The 16003-nt window shown below is 56.0% G+C and carries 10 protein-coding genes; 9 read left to right on the top strand and 1 reads right to left on the bottom strand.

Annotation, left to right across the window (positions count from 1 at the left end; translation table 11 throughout):
- Positions 1–241 precede the first annotated feature (241 nt).
- From JFT58_RS24570 to JFT58_RS24535, 8 genes are all read left to right on the top strand, one after another.
- On the top strand, positions 242–1963 hold the full coding sequence (locus tag JFT58_RS24570) for a ShlB/FhaC/HecB family hemolysin secretion/activation protein (RefSeq protein ID WP_103299352.1): 1722 nt from the start codon (positions 242–244) through the stop codon (positions 1961–1963).
- 30 nt (positions 1964–1993) lie between these two features.
- Positions 1994–10150, top strand: a complete 8157-nt coding sequence (locus tag JFT58_RS24565) for a cytidine deaminase-like fold-containing protein (protein ID WP_198834688.1) — start codon at positions 1994–1996, stop codon at positions 10148–10150.
- Positions 10147–10548: a DUF6911 family protein gene (locus JFT58_RS24560; RefSeq protein ID WP_054896839.1), complete on the top strand. Its 402-nt coding sequence runs from the start codon at positions 10147–10149 to the stop codon at positions 10546–10548. Before JFT58_RS24565 ends, JFT58_RS24560 begins: the two co-directional genes overlap by 4 nt.
- A 1010-nt stretch (positions 10549–11558) precedes the next feature.
- Positions 11559–11990: a hypothetical protein gene (locus tag JFT58_RS24555; RefSeq protein ID WP_054896837.1), complete on the top strand. Its 432-nt coding sequence runs from the start codon at positions 11559–11561 to the stop codon at positions 11988–11990.
- A gap of 399 nt (positions 11991–12389) precedes the next feature.
- On the top strand, positions 12390–12746 hold the full coding sequence (locus JFT58_RS24550) for a hypothetical protein (RefSeq protein ID WP_054896836.1): 357 nt from the start codon (positions 12390–12392) through the stop codon (positions 12744–12746).
- A 234-nt stretch (positions 12747–12980) separates the two neighbouring features.
- A complete protein-coding gene (locus tag JFT58_RS24545; RefSeq protein ID WP_229999312.1) occupies positions 12981–13562 on the top strand; it encodes an imm11 family protein in 582 nt (193 codons plus the stop codon).
- 103 nt (positions 13563–13665) lie between these two features.
- Positions 13666–14139 (top strand): competence protein ComJ, encoded by a 474-nt coding sequence (comJ, locus tag JFT58_RS24540; RefSeq protein WP_072445731.1) that lies wholly within the window; start codon positions 13666–13668, stop codon positions 14137–14139.
- Positions 14140–14249: 110 nt separating this feature from the next.
- Positions 14250–14693: a hypothetical protein gene (locus JFT58_RS24535; protein WP_072445732.1), complete on the top strand. Its 444-nt coding sequence runs from the start codon at positions 14250–14252 to the stop codon at positions 14691–14693.
- A 77-nt stretch (positions 14694–14770) separates the two neighbouring features.
- Here the strand turns inward: JFT58_RS24535 and JFT58_RS24530 are convergent, their stop codons facing one another.
- The gene (locus tag JFT58_RS24530; protein WP_005783616.1) at positions 14771–15028 is read right to left on the bottom strand and encodes a hypothetical protein; all 258 of its coding nucleotides are present in this window, start codon (positions 15026–15028) and stop codon (positions 14771–14773) included.
- Positions 15029–15281: 253 nt separating this feature from the next.
- Here JFT58_RS24530 and JFT58_RS24525 point away from each other — a divergent pair, with 253 nt between their 5' ends.
- Positions 15282–15974: a hypothetical protein gene (locus JFT58_RS24525; protein ID WP_198834687.1), complete on the top strand. Its 693-nt coding sequence runs from the start codon at positions 15282–15284 to the stop codon at positions 15972–15974.
- The last annotated feature ends 29 nt before the right edge of the window (positions 15975–16003 follow it).

The following is a 16003-nucleotide window of genomic DNA, read 5'->3' as shown; positions in this document are numbered from 1 at the left end:
GAACATCTGATGGCTAAGTAATGGCAGTCGGAAAGTCATTCGTCGAATCGCCATCAAAACAGTTGCCACTTGTCGGAATAATCACTGCAAGTGCCCGACTTAAACTCTTTTGATGAAAAATTATCATTAATAATCAACAGGTTAGAAAACTAATCAGTCGAACGGCCCCACGTCGCCCGTTTCTAGGCGGGCTGGAAGTTCGATGTTAGTTTCGCGGCCCTTGATTTTCGATGGATCGAACATGTCTTCGTTATTGCCATGGACCCGGTTATTGCTCTGCACCCTCCTGCTCACCTGCATGGGCCTGAACAGTGCATCCGCCGCCCCCACGCCTGGCGATCAAGACTTGATCCGCGACCGGCAGAACCGCCTGCTCGAAGAGCAACAGCGGCGCCTCCAGGAGCTTCAGGATCTGCCCGGCAAAGCGGACAAGCCCCAAGCCCCGGCAACCCCGGCCGACACCCGTTGCTTCCCGATCAAAACCATCGAACTCAAAGGCGCCGACAGCCTGCCGGCGCCCGACCGCGAGCGCTTGCTCAAGCCCTACATCGGCCAGTGCCTGGGCGTGTCCCAACTGAACGACCTGCTCAAAACCATCACCGACTACTACCTCGGCAAAGGCCGCGTCACCAGCCGTGCCTACCTGCCGCAGCAAGACCTCTCCACCGGCCATCTGCAAGTGCTGGTGGTGGAAGGCAAACTCGAAGCGTTGCGCAGCGCCGAAGGCAGCACGGTGACCGACCGCGAACTGGCCATGGCCTTTCCCGGCAAAGTTGGCGAAGCACTTAACCTGCGTGAAATCGAGCAACTGGTGGACCAGCTCAACCGCCTGCCGTCCAAACAGGCGCAGATGGAACTCACCCCCGGCAAGCAAATCGGCGGCAGCGACGTGGTGGTCAAGAACACCGCGCAAAAGCCCTGGCGCGCCAGCCTGTCGCGCAACAACGACGGGCAGAAAAGCACCGGCGAACAGCAATGGGGCGCTGGCCTTGAGTGGGACAGCCCACTGGGCCTGGGTGACCAACTGATGCTGCGCGGCGGCCATGACGCCATCAGCGACCACCAGAAAACCTCGAAAAACACCATGCTCTACTACAACCTGCCCTGGGGCTGGTGGAACTTCAGCTACACCTACAGCGAAAGCGACTACCGCACCTACGGCGTGACCGACGGCTTCAAATTCAAGCAGGACGGCGACAACCAGAACCACCAACTGCGCGCCGAGCGGGTGATCCATCGCGACGATGTGAGCAAGACCTCGGTCAACGTCGGCCTGGCGCACCTGCGCACCAACAACTACATCCTCGACGCACGCACCGAGGCCAGCAGCAACCGCCTCAGCGAACTGCAACTGGGCGTCAACCACGGTCGGCGCATCGGCAGTGCCTTCGTCAACCTGGACCTTGGCATGCAAAGCGGCATCGGCCTGCTCGACGCCCAGTCTCAAGACGAGCGTGACCCGCTCGGTCGGCGTCAGCCCAATTCGCGCTACCGCAAATACACCGCCACCGTCAGCTACCTGCAACCGTTCAGCCTGTGGGGCGAGTCGTTCAGCTTCAGCAGTTTGGCCACCGGCCAACGTAGCGAAGACCCGCTGTTTTCGCCGCAGCGCATGAGCCTCGGCGGCTCGGCCTCGGTGCGCGGTTTCAAGGACCAGTTGCTGACCGGCGACAGCGGCGGCTACTGGCGCAACGAAGTGCGCTGGGCGCGCCCGGTGACCCTCGACTGGATGCGCCCGGCCTTCGCCGAGTACGGCGCCAGTGTCGGCTACGACCAGGGCGTGATCCGCAACGACCGCTACAACGACAACGTTCATGGCCGGGTGTCCAGCAACTCCCTGGAGCTGTTCGCCCGTGGCAAACACGTCAGCACCAGCGTGACCTTTGCTCATTCGTTAGAAAGACCCGGTGTGGTTACCGAGCGCGAAGCGCCGATCTACTTCCGCATGGATTTTTTCCTGTAATTCAACGCCCCGCTGCATGAGAGCCTGACAATGGATGTTCGCCAATTCGCCTTCCTGGCCCGCCAACCTTCTGCCGCCCTGAAGCGCCGGGACGCGTTCTTCGGCCTGCCCAAGCGCGGGCTGGCGTTGATCCTTGCCAACGCACTGTTCTGGCAGCCGCTGCTGGCCCAGGCCGAGGGCATTGTGGTCAGTGCGCCGGGCACCACCGTGGGCGCGGCGGGCAATGGCGTGCCGGTGGTAAACATCGCTACCCCCAATGGCGCGGGCTTGTCCCATAACCAGTTCAAGGACTACAACGTCGGCCCCAACGGCGTGATTCTCAACAACGGCAACACCGCCATGGTCAACACCCAACTGGGCGGGATCATTGTCGGCAACCCCAACCTCAAGGGCGGCGCGGCGAACGTCATCCTCAACGAAGTCAACGGCGGCAGCCCCAGCCAGTTGCGCGGCTACACCGAAGTGGCGGGGCAGTCGGCCAAGGTCATTGTCGCCAACCCGTACGGCGTGACGTGCAGCGGTTGCGGCTTTATCAACACCCCCAACGTCACCCTCACCACCGGCAAACCGGTGCTCGACGCCAGCGGCCAATTGCAGCGCTATGAAGTGGATGGCGGCGCCGTGACCATCGACGGCGAAGGCTTGAACGCCAGCAACGTCGAACGTTTCGACATCATCACCCGCTCGGCCAAGATCAACGCACAAATCAACGCCCGCGAACTCAACGTGATCGCCGGGCGCAACGACGTCGATGCGCAAAGCCTGAAAACCACCGCCCGCGCCGATGACGGCAGCGCCAAGCCGGAGCTGGCGATCGACTCGTCGGCCCTGGGCGGCATGTATGCCGGCGCGATCAAACTGGTGGGCACCGAGGCAGGTGTGGGCGTGAAGCTCGACGGCACCCTGGCCGCCAGTGGCGGCGATATTCAGCTCGACGCCAACGGGCGCCTGAGCATGGCGCAGGCGGCGGCCACCGGTAACGTCAAGGTCACCGCGCAAAACGTCGACCTCACCGACAAGGTCTACGCCAACGGCAACGTGCAGGTCACCAGCGCCCAGGCCCTGGTCAACCGCAAAAGCATCGCCGCCGGCCAGCGCATCGACATCAACGCGGCCAGCGTGAACAACCCCGGCATCATCGAAGCCGGCGTCGCCGCCGATAACAGCCGCAACACCACCGGCGATCTGGTGGTAAACGCGCAAACCGTCACCACCAGCGGCAACCTGTTGGCCAGCCGCGCACTGGCGATTACCGCCGCGCAAGCGCTGACCAACCAGGGCGCGATCATCCAGGCCAAGACCGTCGAGGTCAGCAGCGCCAAACTCACCAACCAGGGCGCCAGCGCACGTCTGTTTGGCGAACAAACCCTGGCGATCAACTCGCCGGCCATCGTCAACCTCGGCGGCCTGATCCGCTTCGGCGAAGGCCAGGCCGCCACGCTCAACAGCGCCTCCCTGGACAACCGCCAGGGCCGTATCGAAATGGCCGGCGGCAGCCTGGTGCTCACCAGCGCCGACCTGAACAACAGCGGTGGGCAAGTCATCGCCAACGACCTGACCGTCAACGCCGGCAGCCTGAACAACCAGAACGGCGTGCTGGTGGCCAAGACCGCGACCGTCACTGCCAGCAACCTCGACAACAGCCTCAAGGGCCTGATCCAGGCCGACGGCGGCGCGCTCAACCTCGCCGTGTCCAACACCTTTAACAACAACCAGGGTTTCGTCCAGGCCAGCACCGATCTGAACGTTACGGCCGGCACCCTCAGCAGCAACGCAGGCGGCGTACTGAGCGCCGACACCGGCAAGCTCACCCTCACCGCCGCGCAACAGCTCAACAACGCCCAGGGCCGCTTGCAGGCCGGGCAGGGCGATATCGAACTGCACGCCGCCAACCTGGATAACCAGGGCGGCACCATCGTCGGCAAGCAACTGCTGCTCGACGTGGCCGGCGGCGATATCGACAACCGCGCCGGGCGCGTGTTGGGTGACCACCTCGACGTGCGCGCCTCGGGCCTCGACAACCGCAACGCCGGCCTGCTGGCCGGTGGCGCCCAGGGCGTAAGCCTGCTGCTCAAAGGCCCGGGCCAGTTGCTCAACGCCCAGGGCCGCATCCAGAGCGAGGGCCTGCTGCAACTGCAAGGCGAGCGCTTCGACAACAGCGCCGGCATCCTGCTGGGCCAGACCGTCGACGTCACCGCGCAGACCTTCACCAACAGCAACAAAGGCGCGCTGGTCAGCGATGGCGGTGATGTGGTGCTCAAGGTCAGCGACCTGCTCACCAACGTCGGCGGCCAGATCGACGCAGGCGAACGCAGCGTGCTGGTCAAGCAGCTCACCACCCTCAACAACGACGGCGGCACCCTGCGCGGCAAGCGCCTGGACATCGCCGCCCAGCACCTGAACAACGACAACGGCCAACTGCTGGCCGGCGCCGAAGGCCTGAGCTACAGCGGCCAGGATGTAAGCAACCGCAAAGGCCTGATCCTCAGCGGCGGCGCCCTCACCGAACTGAACACCACCCGCCTGGATAACCAGGGCGGCACCGTGCAGGGCGACAGCCTGAGCGTCACCGCCAACAGCGTCGACAACGCCAGCGGCGGCCTGATGGCCAGCCTGGTCGGTAACCTGCAACTGACCGTAGAAGCCCTGGCCAACCGTGGCGGCAAACTGTTCGGCAAAGAACAAGTGACCGTCAGCGGCGCCACCCTCGACAACAGCGCGGGCGGCCAGGTCAGCGGCAATCAGATCAACCTGACCTCACGCGACACCCTCACCAACCAGGGCGGCCTGATCGAAGCCAACCAGGGCCTGGCCCTCACCGGCGGCAACCTGGACAACAGCGCCAACGGCCAACTGCGTGCCCTGGGCGGCGCCAGCAGCAAACTCAACCTCAGCGGTGCGTTGAACAACCAGAACGGCACCCTCGAATTCGGCAGCCAGGCCTTCAGCCTTGACGCCGCCAGCCTCAACAACCAGAACGGCATGCTGCAACACGCCGGCACCGGCCTGTTCCACCTCAACACCGCCAGCCTCGCAGGCAGCCAGGGCAATATCCAGGGCATGGGCAGCGCCGACTGGGCATTCGGCAAGGTCGACGGCCTGGGCCGCGTGCAACTTAACGACGTGCTCACCTACAAGAGCGACCAAGGGCTGGCCCTCAAGGCCGGCGACCGCATGGCCAGCGCCAAGGGCTTGATCCTCAACGTGGCCAGCCTGGACAACGGCGGCGAACTGCTCAGCGACGGCGACATCAGCATCACCACCGGCGATATCACCAACAGCGGCCGCGTCTCGGCCCTGCAAACACTCACCCTCGTCGCCAACAACCTCAACCAGAACGGCGGCCGCCTGGCAGCCACCCATGCGCGCCTGACCCTGGGCGGCACCCTGGACAACCTCGGCTTCCTCACCGCCCGCCAGCAACTGGACATCGCCGCCGCGCAAATCAACAACCGTGGCACCCTCGGTGCCCAGGGTGCAGTGAACCTCACCGCAGTCAACGGCATCACCAATGCCGCCGACACGCTGCTGTTCAGCGGCGGCGACATGACCTTGCGCAGCAATGGCTTCAGCAACAGCTATGGCGATGTCTACAGCAAAGGCAACCTGAGCTTCGCCGCCCGCGATGGCGGGCGTGCCGTGCTGTTCAGCAACCGCTCCGGCACCGTGGAAAGCGAAGGCTCGATCGCCATCAATGCGGGCTTTATCGAAAACGCCAAAGATGAATTCGAACTCGGGCAAACGCTGACCACCGGCAGCTTGAGTTGGATCTGTGGCCAGCACTGCGGCGAGAGCGACAACTGGGAACGCGGCGAGATCACCATCTACGAAACGTACCTCGAGGCGGCGACCAAGGACTCGGTAGCGGCGCGCCTGGTGGCGGGCAAAAACATGCTGCTGCAAGGCGACAACGTGCAGAACCGCTACAGCCTGATGGCCGCCAATGGCGACCTGAGCATCACTGCCGGTGACCTGCTCAACCAGGGCGCCGCCACGCGCACGGGCCAGCGCAAGCTTGTCATCGGCACGCCAGGTCACGTCTCCGACGATTTGTTTGAACGCATGCAATACGTCGACGTGCCCGCGTTCAATGCGGCCACGGCGGCCGGGAATTTTGATAAGGCGCGCTTCGAAGAACTCAAAAGCCGCTCACCCAACAGCCTGCCGTTCGCCTACGCAAGTGACGTGACCACCTGGACCAACAACAGCGGCCCCGGCTACGACGCCACCCTGCAAGCGGGCGGCACGGTCAACCTCAACGTCGCCCGCACCCTGCAAAACGGCACGCTGCACAACAACACCCTGGCCCAGTTGACCGGCACCCTCGGCGACGACCAGACCGGCATCCCCGTCGGCGGCATCAACATCAACCTGAGCAAACACGCCAACGACCCGAGCGCCCAGGCGCCCGGCAGCGTATTGCCCGTGGTAGGCGTGGCCCCTGGTGGCGGCTTCGTGCCCGTGGACTACACCGGCACCGCGTTTGCCCCGGTCGACCCCACCACCTCGCCCACCTTCCAACTTCCCAAGGGCGAGTACGGCCTGTTCGTCAAAAACGCCGACCCCGCCAGCCACTACCTGATCGAAACCAACCCCGAGTTCACTTCCGTATCGGGCTTCCTCAGCTCCGACTACCTGCTCGGCAAGCTCGGCTTCAACGCCGACAACGCCTGGCGCCGCCTCGGTGACGGCCAGTACGAAACCCGCTTGATCCGCGACGCCGTCCTCGCGCAAACCGGCCAGCGCTTCCTCGCCGGCGGCCTGTACAGCGACGCCGAGCAGTTCCGCTACCTGATGGACAACGGCCTCGCCAGCAAAGACGCCCTGCGCCTGAGCCTGGGCGTGGCCCTCACCGACCAGCAAGTCGGCGCCCTGACCCACGACATCGTGTGGATGGAAAACCGCGTCATCGACGGCCAGACCGTGCTCGTACCGGTGCTGTACCTGGCCCAGGCCGACTCGCGCAACGTGCGCGGCAACAGCCTGATCCAGGGCCGCGACCTCAACCTGGTCACCGGCGGCGACCTGATCAACGTCGGCACCCTGCGCGCCAGCAACAACCTCTCCGCCATCAGCAGCGGCAGCATCTACACCGGCGGTCTGGTCGAAGCCGGCAACAACCTCAACCTGCTGGCCCAGGACAGCATCCGCAACGCCATGGCCGGCGAAATCCGCGGCAAGCAAGTCAGCCTCACGGCGCTCAAAGGCGACATCACCAACGAAACCACCGCCATCCAGGTACGTGACGGCGCCGGCATGCGCACCCTCACCGACACCAGCGCCGGCACCATCGTCGCCCGCGAAAACCTCGCCATCGACGCCGGGCGCGACCTCACCAACCGAGGCGCACTCGTAGCGGGCAACGACGCCAACCTCACCGCCGGCCGCGACCTCAACCTCATCGCCGCCAGCGACACCCGCGTCAAACACGAGACCCGCGACGGCGGCGAAAAATCGAGCATCACCACTGACGTCAAAAACCTCGCCGCCAGCGTCACGGCGGGCGGCAACCTCAACATGCAGGCCGGGCAAGACGTCAACATCATTGGCAGCACCGCCACCGCCGGCAAAGACCTCAACATCGCCGCCGGCCGCGACCTCAACGTCGCCTCGGTCAGCGACATGCACAACGTCGAGGGCAAGGAAAAGGACGGCACAAAACGCATCAAGACTTCGGACGACCAGACTACTCAAGTGGCAAGCGTGCTGACTGCGGGTGGGGATTTCGTCAGCCAGGCGGGGCGTGATACCACGATTGTGGCGAGCAGGATCAGTGCGGGGAATGAGGCTTATCTGTATAGCGGGGATAAGTTGAACCTGCTGGCGGCGCAGAACAGCACCTACAGCCTTTACGACATGAAGGAGAAGGGGGGCTGGGGCGCGAAGAAGACCAAGCGTGATGAGGTGACCCACGTCACGAATGTGGGGACTGAGATCAAGACTGGTGGTGATCTGTCGCTGGTCAGTGGCGGTGATCAGTTGTATCAGCGGGCCAAGCTTGAGAGCGGTAAGGACCTGGCCATCACCAGTGGCGGCGCGGTGACCTTCGAGGCGGTCAAAGACCTGCACCAGGAGAGCCACGAGAAGAGCAAGAGTGACCTGGCGTGGACCAGCGCGAAGGGCAAGGGGAATACCGACGAGACGTTGCGCCAAAGTGAGTTGAAGGCACAGGGTGAGTTGGCGATCAAGGCGGTTAACGGGCTGAAGATCGACATTAAACAGATTGATCAGAACACGGTTAGCCAGACGATTGATGTGATGGTCAAAGCAGACCCACAGTTGGCTTGGTTGAAAGAAGCCGAGAAGCGTGGGGATGTGGATTGGCGGCAAGTGCAGGAACTGCATGATTCGTTCAAGTACAGCCATTCCAGCTTAGGCCAAGGAGCCATGCTGGCGATCATCATCGTAGTGACAGTTTTGACGGCTGGGGCCGCAAGTAGCGTCGCGGGCGCTGCTGCGGGTGCCAGTGCCGGGTCTGGTACGGCAATGGCTGCGGCAGGCAGTTCGGCTATGGTCTCAGCTGGTACGGCGGTTGGGACCGCAGCAGCCGGTTGGGGCAACGTTATGGCAACTGCTTCGTTAACTTCAGTTGCCAGTGGAAGCACCGTCAGCTTCATCAATAACGGCGGAAACATCGGTGCAACTTTTCAAGACATTACGTCAAGCAAAGCCTTGAAGGGGTATGCAACTGGGGCGTTAGCTGCAGGTTTTACCGCTGGCGTGCTTGATCCTGCGTTTGGTGTAACTGGCGACAACGTCAATCACATTACAAAAGGGTTTGACCTCAGTTCCGCGTCTGACATCGGTAGGTTTGCCGTCTATTCGGGGGCGCAAGGAGTTGCCCAAGCAAGTTTAAACACTGCTATTCAAGGCGGTAGTTTTGGAGACAATCTCGGTAGTTCCCTACGGTCGCAGTTGCAGAGCACGTTGCAAGCGGTCGCCTTTAACGCTGTAGGCGATTACTCGAAAGGCCAAAAATGGTCAGAATCAGGGCCTCAAAAAATCGCTCTGCATGCTTTGGTTGGCGGGCTTTTGAGTGAAGCTGGCGGCGGCAGTTTTGCTACGGGCGCTCTCGCTGCTGGAGCTAACGAAGCACTGGTAACCTCACTGGCGAAAGTGGTAGATGGCGATCCAGCGTTGTTGCTAGCCGCTTCGCAATTGGTCGGAATTGCGGCCGCTGGTGCGACTGACGGTGACGTGCAGAAAGGTGCTGAAATCGCGAAAAATGCCACGGCCTATAACTACCTAAATCACCATGAAGTTGATGATTTAGTTAAGGATTTGAAAGGGTGCCGTGGGGCAGCCAGCCCTTCATCCTGCCGTAGCGATGTGGCTACTAAGTACGCAGGAATCAGCGATAAGAAAACTGGCATTACGCTGCTGAAGTGTGATGATCCTACGAGTTGTAATGCGCAGCGCCTAGACGTGGAGGCGGGTAATGCAGCGCTGGATAAATATGATCAGAGCGGCGGGCTCAACAAAGCAGAACAGTCTATCGTTCGGGGCTTCCAAGATAAGAATCAGGACGACACGCGCCTCGCGGTGCAGCAAACTATGAAGGGTGATCATGCCGAAATGGTTGGCATGATGTTCGGCGGTGGGTTAGGAGGGGCAGGTAAGGTTGCTGGGCGAGTCGTTGAAGGAGCAGAGTTAGGAGCAGCCAAAGGCGCTGCGTCTAAGAATGCAAACGCAACAAGCATGTTTACGGATTCCGAAACCGCTGCACTGGCCGAGAGGAATGTTATAGAAGGGGCGGCTAAGGGCGCGGCTCCGAAAGTAGCCGCAGAGGGAAAGGTAGGTGGACAAACCTTCCAAGACGTCAATCAGACCTCTCGTCCGCTCAACGAGGCAGACCCGAAAATACCTTCGTTGATCACGGATAGGATTGCAGATAAAGCTGCTACGAATCCTGGCAAGCTTTATCCAAACGGAAATATGAAAGATGCCCACGCAGAAATAGGTGTGATTCAGCAAGCATATAGCTCTGGTAAAACTGCGGGGGCGGACATGTCCATGACGGTCGCAGGAAAAGATGTATGCGGTTTCTGCAAAGGTGACATTGCTGCTGCCGCAGAAAAAGCTGAGTTGAAATCGCTCACCGTGAAAGCTATAGATGATAAAACGGGACTTCCGAAAAACTATTACTGGGAGTCAGGCATGAAGTCCATTAAGGAGAAAAATAGATGATAATTGGAGGGTATACACTTAATCCTGAACACGGTAGATTGCAAATCCCTCTTGTTCGCCAACCGTCCCTGGAAGATGTGAAGTCCATTATAAGCAAGTATAGAAAATTTGACGGTGTCGCTTCGTTGTCTATTTCACCGACGCCTGAATATGGACCGTATGAAATCAATCTTTACGCTGATTCTGGAAATTATCTTTTGATGCTAAATCAATACCTTGAAGATGGTGAGCACGTCGTGCGTACTCTTAATAATACGTCGATGGGGACAAGTTCAGTTGAGATTTTGGGCGACTATTACCCGGCGAGTTTCATAACTAGAGATATAGGTGTCGTTACTTCTTGTTTTCAAGAGTTTTTGAATTTTGGTGATGTGAGTTCGTTCGTCTTGAGTGCATAGAAATAATAAAAATGTAATAAAAGAGTAAAAGGGGACAGTAAAAGGGGACAGATTTATTTTAATTCGAGATGGCGGTAAAGCCCTATTAAATAAATCTGTCCCCTTTTGTTCGTGCCGCCTGCTCTGCTTGTAAATTATGGAGCACTGTACGATAAGTACCGCCCAGCAATTGAGTCGGAGAAAAAGCGTGAAAATTAATAAATGGCTTTTAGTAGTATTATTGTCGGCCTTGGCTGGCTGCGCACCTTCCCATTCCAATTGGGAAAATGGAATGAATCTATGGGTAGGTACTCATTTCGATTCCCACCTTTACAAAGACTGCACTCGAGGATGTGGCGACTCATATTGGTCGCCTGTAAATAAAAATAAGACCTTTGATAAGGTTGTTGATGAAAACGGAGGCAGGCGGTATTACATAACTTGGATTAGGGATTGCCGATATTCGGTTTTTGTCGCTGCGGATCGGCTAATAAAGTCATGGAGATACGAAACTTCTAACGTAAAAGGATGTTATGTCGTTTAACTGCTGTTTTAAGGGTAAAGAAAAGAGAGAAAAGGGGGCGGATTTATTTAAATTAGAGTTTAAAGGTGCATTAAATAAATCAGTCCCCTTTTGTTGAGAAGAACGAATTAGTATGGTTTCCAATTTCGGTGAGCTGCAGAAAACCGTGAGTTTGATAGGCGCTAAGTTGGGAGCGCCTAAGTCTATGCTGTTGGTTAGAGAGAGCTCCCCCGAAGATGGTACTCCTCACGTGGAGTTTAAAAGTGAGGGTTTTGAATATGTCTCCTCAGAAAGAGGTTATGAGAAAGGGGACAGATTTATTTAAATTAGAGTTGAAAAGCATATTAAATAAATCTGTCCCCTTTTGTTATGTTCAGGGTTCGCCACTTACTGTGCCACTGCCTGATACACGGCATTTGGATGCGCATATGCCAGGAGGGTTTAGATATAATCCAGGCGGTCCAGGGTCGGCTCTCCCGGCATACCCTCCAAAAAAAGGAGCTGAATAATGCATTCCGTACCGCTAGAACATGAGAAGCAAAAGTTGATTTTCTACGTGGCTCAAGACTTAGATCAGTCTATTAGATCTAATGTGCAGCAGCTCGTGAATGAGCTCGCTGCGTCAAGAATATGGAGCATTGCCCCGCCAACCTTTATTGACGCGATAGACGAAGGGGGCGCGGAAGTGGTGGGTGGAATGTTGGAGATTTATTCAGCACTGCAACCGAATATACTGTCTGTTGATATGGATTCAAAAAATCTAGATGAAGTGGAAGAAATAGTCTGTGCCGTAAAAAAGTTATCGGAAAAGGAAGATATTTCCTTTGAGTTTCAGTTGGATACAACTTTTGTCGGCGCCATTGATGATGGTGTTGTTGATCGAGTCTTGTTGGAGGGACTGCTCGTGCCGTGGCGAAATCATATAAATGGAAAAAGTTGAGTCGGTGCCAGAGCGGAGATGAATAAAAAAGTGAGAAAAGGGAAAGGCTTATTTAGAATTAGAGTTGAAAAACGTATTAAATAAATATGTCCCATTTTTCACATTTTCACGGAGAGAAAACGTGAAAAAAATTAGCGTAATAATGGTAGTTGTATTTCTGATTGTGGGTTGCGCGCCGTCACGGTCTGCGTGGGTATCCAGTAAAGATGGATGGGTAGGTACCACCTTTTAATCTCACGAGAAAAGGGGACAGATTTATTTAATATTAGAGTTTAAAGGCGCATTAAATAAATCTGTCCCCTTTTGCAGTGATCCTCATGGTAAGCAGTACTTTAGCCCCGCGACTACTTTTGAAAAGAATTTTTCAGGTTATGTTGTTGTTCCAAAGGATGCTCTGAAATGAAATTAAGCATTAAGTTTCCCGAGAATTTGTTAACCCACAGCCTGCTCGAGCAAAGGCTGATTCCTTGCATTTGCAAAATTGCAACGGAGTTTGAAATTGAATTTTTGGACCCTTTGCCAGAAGCTGCAGGAACCGTTCTGGAGTGGGATCGTGCAGAACTTGAAAAAAGAGCGATAGGTGGGGTAGGTGGGCAATACTCTCACTATGCACACGGTCGGGTGTCGTTAAAAAAAGTTGATATTGATATCTACCAAATATTGGATCTTGAAATGTTTTATAGGCTTTTTGGATGGTGCAGCATCTTGGAAGATGGTAACTATGCGCCGCCGGGGCAGTTATGGGATGATGAATAAGTTGAAGAAAAGGGGACTGAAGAAAAGGGACAAGAAAAGAGGGCAGATTTATCTAGACTAGAGTTTAAAGGCTGTCTAGTCCTGAAGCAGGTGTAAACCTATTTCAGGACTAGACAGTCCCCTTTTTTCGTTGATTCGTGACAAAAATATTGGAAGGGATTAAGTCAGAAGCAGTAATCGTGGGTAGTGAAGTTAATAAATGGCTTACGAGGGACTGAAATGAGATATTACTTAATGCGACAAGATGTAACTGTCTGCGATAGGTGGGTGCTCGGAGATGTACATCATGTAGATAACTGGCATTTCAGTGATCCTCCAGTTAATTTTATGGAGCCAGGCACATATACCCTCGATGTAAGGTTCGACGGTAAAGAAGTTGATTATTCCCTCGCTGGATACGCCAGTATTCCTGTTTTAAGCGAGAGGGCAAAAAATTCGCTCGCCGGTTTGCCAGAGACAGACGAACTTTATCAGCATGTCGTTTTTGAGCCGGTGAAGATAAACAATAAAGTGGTTTGCCAGAGCTATTTTTTGATGATTATTGAAACGCAAATTGATTGCGTGGATGAAAAGCGCTCTCGCTATAAAAAGTTTGAGGTAGATGATCCTGTTAGGCCAGATATGGCCGGCAACTATCGTGCTTTCTACAATTTAGTGGTTGACCCGGGCAGGGTCGGATCAAGTCATATATTTAGACTTAAAAAATATTTGGGTGCGGTCATAGTAAGTGAAGAAGTGAAACGGCGATTTATGGCGGCTGGTGTTGTCGGCGTACTGTTTGATTCTGTTAATGGCGATCAAGAAACCGTTGCCTAGTTAGTCAGGTAGTTGTGAGGGCGGCGAATTTACTTAATTCGTGGTGGTAGTACAAAGGCTATTGAGTAAATCTGTCCCCTTTTGTTGAATTAAGGTGGGGCTAATGGCTGGGTTTAGAGAAAGTATATATTTGTCTTATTCGCAATTTTGCGTGTTTTTAAGCTCGCTTGATCAGCCGTATAATGATTGGAGTGATCGTAGTTATGCGCAAGGATTTGCGTGGAGGTTAGGAAGTGCCTCTTTTAGAGCTTTGATCGACGAAGGGGATCATATAATTAGCGTTTTCATTAACGAGCAAGTGCCCGCTATTAGCGCAGACGTGGTTCGGGCTCTTAAAGTTCCCTTCACGGTGAAAGATAGAAATGTTGAGCTTGGTAGTATTTCGAGTACGGTTCCTCTAGAACTGCCTGAAGGAGATTATTCTCTTCAGGTCGAATTTATAAGACCCTCCTCAAGTGGAGCGTATGAAATAAATGTCCATTTGAATTTAGGGGGCTGCGATTTTGAGGTGTTGAGAGCAGACGCCGAAATTGACGAGCAAGGTGAGTTTGATATCGATGCGGTTCCAGCAGGATAAAAATTCGGAGAAATGGGTAGAAAAGGGACAGATTTATTTAAATTAGAATTGAGAGCCTATTAAGTAATTCTGTCCCCTTTTGTTGTATTTAATTACATAGGGGGCGATTTGTGTCGGACAAACAAGTATATGAGCTAACGATTGATGATCTTGATAGCTATAGCGTTTGGTTTTTTCCGATGGACGAAACAGTGGAGGATGAGTCAACTGTACGCCCCCTCGCCGAACAGGAAACGTGCTCAGATTTTCAGATTATCGTTCTAACTGATTTTCTTGGTGAAAGTGGCGCTGTGTATCGCGGTTATTTATATTGGGACTCCAATGCCGCAATTGAATACGTAAAGCCTGTTATATTGTCTGATAAGGGAGACGCAGTAAGTTTTTGGAGCGGTATAGTCACTCCAACGTGGGAAAGTTCGGAGTTTGCCTGTTCGATTAGAACCGAGCTGCCTATTTCTTATGCCTCAGAATCGGTTTTCGGTCTTCCTTCCATTTGCGGAAAGCTGGAGGGACTTTATTATCTTTCGGATGATCAGGTTTGCTGCGTGAAATGACGAAAAAAGTGGACTGGTTTATTAAGTTGAATTGCTCACGCATAAAGGGGGCGACACTAAGGCCGCCCGATTTTCACTCAGGACGGATCGGCATTCAGCCTGCGACTGATGACATCCAGCAAGTCACACCCATCGCGCAGCGGAATGGCCAGCAAATGGGCGAAGTCTGAAAGCACGACGGCATCGCTGCTGAGTTGTTCGCGGAAGGCCAGGTTTTCCAGCAGTTGGGTGACGGCCCGAATGCGGTGCACGGCGGCGTCGTGAAGGACGTCGAGAGGTGCCTGGGTGTCGATGATCAGGGCTGGGACGGTGCAGTCGTGGCCGGTTAGGGGAATGTATCGATTCATCATTAAGCTCTCTGGATTATTGAGGGCTCGTTCTTCGGGTCGCCAAACCCGGTCGCTTTTTGAGCGACGGCCGGACTATAAGCCGCACCGCCAAGCCCGCGCAAGGCATCAAAATGCCGCTGCTTCGGAGCGTGCCCGCAGCGGCTAACATCTTGCTATCCATTGCCGACATACTGCCCACGAACAAACGCACTACGAATACGCAAATCCGAAGCCTCACCCCAAACATTAAAGGACCAATGTGAAAAACCTCCTCCTCATTCTCTTCACCACCCTCATCCTCGGCGGCTGCCTCAGCCACCCTCTCACCCCCGAAAACCGCGCGCAGATCAAGACCGTCAAAGTCCTGCCCGTGAAGTGGGAAAAGAACATGGTGTACTTCGGCCGCGAACAGGCCTGGGGCGCGGCCCTGGGGGCCGGGGTTGGTGCGGGTGTTGGCATGGCCAGCGGAGCGTCCAAGCTGGGTACTGCGGCGTTGAGTGGCGCCGGGTTTGCCGGCGGCATGAAGCTCGGGCAGTTGGCCGAGATGCCGACGCCGGTGGCTATTCTGACGGTGATGGAGGCGGAAAAACTCGATGTAGGCGTGTTGCTCAAGCAGGGCTTTGTCGATGAGTTGGGCAAGACTTCGACGCTCAAGGTGGTCGGCGACGATGAGCCCGCTGATGCGCAGATTCAGCTGACCGTGTCCGAGTGGGGCTTTCGCCTGACCCAGGGTTTCAGCAGCGTGATTTATCCGACCCTTAACGTGTTAGCTCAGATGGATCGCGGCGATGAGATGGTCTGGCGCACCTTTGAAGCGGTCACGCCGTTCAATGGTCAGAACGTTTATGGCTATACACCGTTAACCTACCGCACGGACCCTGAAGCTTTGCGCCGGGCGTTGACCGGGATTACGCAGATTTCTGCGCAGTATCTGGTGAAGGAGCTCAAGTAGGGCTGTGCGAAGGCTGGCGGCTGTTGATG

The organism is Pseudomonas sp. MF6767 (assembly GCF_016405475.1).
In the GTDB taxonomy this organism is placed as follows: domain Bacteria; phylum Pseudomonadota; class Gammaproteobacteria; order Pseudomonadales; family Pseudomonadaceae; genus Aquipseudomonas; species Aquipseudomonas paracarnis.
This window is presented reverse-complemented; position numbering and strand designations above follow the sequence as displayed.

Bases quoted from the DNA above. Each gene is read 5' to 3' on its own strand.
- JFT58_RS24570 (WP_103299352.1), top strand. From the start codon at position 242: ATGTCTTCGTTATTGCCATGGACCCGGTTATTGCTCTGCACCCTCCTG.
- JFT58_RS24565 (WP_198834688.1), top strand. From the start codon at position 1,994: ATGGATGTTCGCCAATTCGCCTTCCTGGCCCGCCAACCTTCTGCCGCC.
- JFT58_RS24560 (WP_054896839.1), top strand. From the start codon at position 10,147: ATGATAATTGGAGGGTATACACTTAATCCTGAACACGGTAGATTGCAA.
- JFT58_RS24555 (WP_054896837.1), top strand. From the start codon at position 11,559: ATGCATTCCGTACCGCTAGAACATGAGAAGCAAAAGTTGATTTTCTAC.
- JFT58_RS24550 (WP_054896836.1), top strand. From the start codon at position 12,390: ATGAAATTAAGCATTAAGTTTCCCGAGAATTTGTTAACCCACAGCCTG.
- JFT58_RS24545 (WP_229999312.1), top strand. From the start codon at position 12,981: ATGCGACAAGATGTAACTGTCTGCGATAGGTGGGTGCTCGGAGATGTA.
- comJ (WP_072445731.1), top strand. From the start codon at position 13,666: ATGGCTGGGTTTAGAGAAAGTATATATTTGTCTTATTCGCAATTTTGC.